This window comes from Ruegeria sp. BG9, from assembly GCF_056538305.1.
This window is the reverse complement of the sequence record NZ_JBQFSY010000022.1, coordinates 1-2,084: the sequence shown is the minus strand read 5'-3', so window position 1 is coordinate 2,084 and position 2,084 is coordinate 1. Positions and strand designations below refer to the sequence as shown.

The following is a 2,084-nucleotide window of genomic DNA, read 5'->3' as shown; positions in this document are numbered from 1 at the left end:
CAAGGACTTCGCCACCTTCGATTACGGTGCGGCCGCGGTTACCCAGAGCCAGATCGAACCGTTCTGCACAGGCCAGTTCACCGACGAGGCGCATAACCTCATTCTGGTGGGCGGAACCGGCACGGGCAAAACCCACATCGCCATCGCGCTTGGAACCACCCTGATCAACAACGGCAAGAAGGCCCGTTTCTTCAACGCCGTCGACCTGATCAATGCGCTGATCAAGGAACAGGCCGAGGGCAATGCCGGGAAGATCATCCGGCAGCTCTCCGCCCTGGACTGCGTCATCATCGACGAGTTGGGCTACATCCCGTTCCCCAAGTCCGGCGGTGCGTTGCTGTTCCATCTGATCAGCAAGCTCTATGAGAAGACCAGTGTCATCATCACCACCAACCTGGAGTTCGGCGAATGGGTCTCGGTCTTCGGCGATGCCAAGATGACAACCGCGCTTCTGGATCGCGTAACCCATCACTGCGCAATCATCGAGACAGGCAACACGTCATACCGGTTCGCACAGAGCAAGCGGCGCAGAAAAACATAAACGTCGCGCAAGCAAAGCCCCCAGACGGACTCGCTATATGAGGGCGGCCCGCCTGGGGGCTTTGCGCCACATAGGGTGGGTCAAATTTAAATGCTGAAACCGGGTCAGTTTTGAACGCTCATTGACAATGCTGTTTGAGACCAGCCCTCAGGCACAGGTTCTGGTGCCGTTGGTTGCAGCTGTTGCGTTTGGCCTTTTGGCATCCACTTTGCTGGTCATCTTCGTGTTCCCAACGGCGCTCGGAATTTACTTCGACATTGTGGATGTCAAAAAATGGCAGGCCAACAGACAAAAACGCGATGAACACGAACCGGCAGCTGTTTCAGTCTCATAGGCGAATAGCGGTATGGTTCGTAACTTTCTGTTCAACTACCTTGGCCTGTTTCGCGCTCTCGCGGGCGCATTGACGGATGTCCGGTCTTTGCACTTGCTTGCCATGTCGGCATCATTGGTGTTCGTCAGCACGAGCTTCTACGTTTTGGTCGAAGGTTGGAGCATTCTGGATGCGGCCTATTTCTCTGTCGTCACCATGTCGACCGTTGGATATGGGGATATCGCGCCAACCACGGCAATGGGCAAGGTTTTCACCATGATCTTCACTGTCGCCGGGATCGGGATTTTTGTTGCAACGATAACGACGGTAGCCTCGATTTTTGTGGGGAACTTCAAAGTCCGAAAGTAGCCAGAACTTGCGGGAGGATTAGCAAAATTTATGTAAATCCTCTGCTCGATCGAATTGCCGACGCTTCACTGACTCCACCCAGCTTTGCGCAATTGGTTCATCAAGCTCTCAGCGTCTTCGGGATCGCGAAATAGCCGAAACATGAACTCCTCAATGCGGCTGTTCGGCCAGGCTTTTTGGTATTCCTGAACGCGTTTTTGCGCTTCTGCCGTTCTCCCGGACGCCTGTAGTGAAGCAATCAGATGCGCTGTGTTAATCTCGCTGACTGGTTCACCAGAAGCTGCTGCATCCATCAGGTGGTCAATCGAATCCTCATAGTTCCCCAGATAATAACTGGCGTTGCCAAGAACATTGCGCCAGGGGAACCGCGATCCCTGACGGTTTTCATGAATTTTAGGATCAGAACTCGCGACGGCTCTTTCAAAGTCGCCTGAGAAGAACGCAATGATTGCGTCAAATTCCAGAACGATCAGATCATTTGGATTCAATTCCACCGCGCGCACCGACAACCTGTTTGCTTCATCAAAATCCCTCTCAAACATCAATAGCGCGGCCATGGCCGACTGGCTCCACGCCTCTGATGGTGCCAAACGCATCGCCTCTTCCGCATAGAGCCGGGCTTGCACCAGCATTTGATCGCGATCCGGACCTTCAGGAGCTAAACCTCCGAAGAACGTAGCCGCTTGTGCCGCCCCGGCATAACCACCGAAATAATCCGGTTTCAGTTCGATCGCTTTTTCGAACAGTGTCAGGGCCGCCAATAGTCGTGTTGGTTGAGTGGCTGAAAACAGCATCGAACAGGCATCTTCCGCGATATTTCGGGCCTGCAACGCCGCGGGGGAGGTTTCGAACAAAACCGCG

At 54.0% G+C, this 2,084-nt stretch carries 4 protein-coding genes; 3 read left to right on the top strand and 1 reads right to left on the bottom strand.

Annotation, left to right across the window (positions count from 1 at the left end; all coding sequences use genetic code 11):
* From istB to ACR0I8_RS22025, 3 genes are all read left to right on the top strand, one after another.
* Positions 1-541, top strand: a 541-nt coding sequence (istB, locus tag ACR0I8_RS22035; RefSeq protein ID WP_480703652.1) for an IS21-like element helper ATPase IstB, incomplete at its 5' end; no start/stop codon positions are given.
* 121 nt (positions 542-662) lie between these two features.
* On the top strand, positions 663-875 hold the full coding sequence (locus ACR0I8_RS22030; RefSeq protein WP_480703650.1) for a hypothetical protein: 213 nt from the start codon (positions 663-665) through the stop codon (positions 873-875).
* Positions 876-887: 12 nt separating this feature from the next.
* On the top strand, positions 888-1,223 hold the full coding sequence (locus ACR0I8_RS22025) for an ion channel (protein ID WP_171676499.1): 336 nt from the start codon (positions 888-890) through the stop codon (positions 1,221-1,223).
* A gap of 65 nt (positions 1,224-1,288) precedes the next feature.
* On the opposite strand, the gene ACR0I8_RS22020 is transcribed toward ACR0I8_RS22025, so the two are convergent.
* Entirely contained in the window at positions 1,289-2,017 is a 729-nt protein-coding gene (locus ACR0I8_RS22020) for a tetratricopeptide repeat protein (RefSeq protein WP_480703648.1), read from the bottom strand.
* Positions 2,018-2,084: the final 67 nt, after the last annotated feature.